The sequence below is a fragment of the Burkholderia sp. BCC1644 genome (assembly GCF_902833225.1).
Classification (GTDB): domain Bacteria; phylum Pseudomonadota; class Gammaproteobacteria; order Burkholderiales; family Burkholderiaceae; genus Burkholderia.
The window spans coordinates 1-471 of record NZ_CADFEI010000070.1; the positions used below are offsets into that span (position 1 = coordinate 1).

Below are 471 nucleotides of genomic sequence, written 5' to 3' on the forward strand. Positions count from 1 at the left end.
CCGCGTCCAGCGTGTTGAGCGCTTCCCGGCGCACTTCACATGCGATAACGACCCGCTCCACGTCATCGACGTTGATCGAGAAAGCCGCCGACGCGTTGGGCGCCAGCGCGGGGTGGCTTCCCTCGGCGGATTGCTCGAGATCCTGCGGGTAGTGATTGCGCCCGGCGACGATGATGAGGTCCTTGAGACGGCCGGTGACGAAGAGGTTCTCGCCATCGACGAAGCCGAGATCGCCCGTGCGCAGGTAATGCGCATCATCGCCATCCAGCTTCGCGCGAAAGGTGTGCTCCGTTTCCTCGACGCGGTTCCAGTAACCGACGCCGACGCTCGGGCCCGTCAACCAGATTTCGCCGATCCGGTCGGGCGGGCAGCGCTCACCGGTATCCGGATTCACGATCTGCAGGCGGTGCTCTGCCCAGGGCCGGCCGCATGACACCAGCGCGTGGCGCTTGCCGCGGTCGCTTCTCGTCG

Annotated in this window: 1 protein-coding gene; it reads right to left on the reverse strand. The window is 66.2% G+C overall.

Features of this window, described 5'->3' with window-relative positions; genetic code table 11:
* A partial coding sequence (locus HWX87_RS37750; protein WP_176051847.1) for an AMP-binding protein occupies window positions 1–471 on the reverse strand: 471 nt, incomplete at both ends.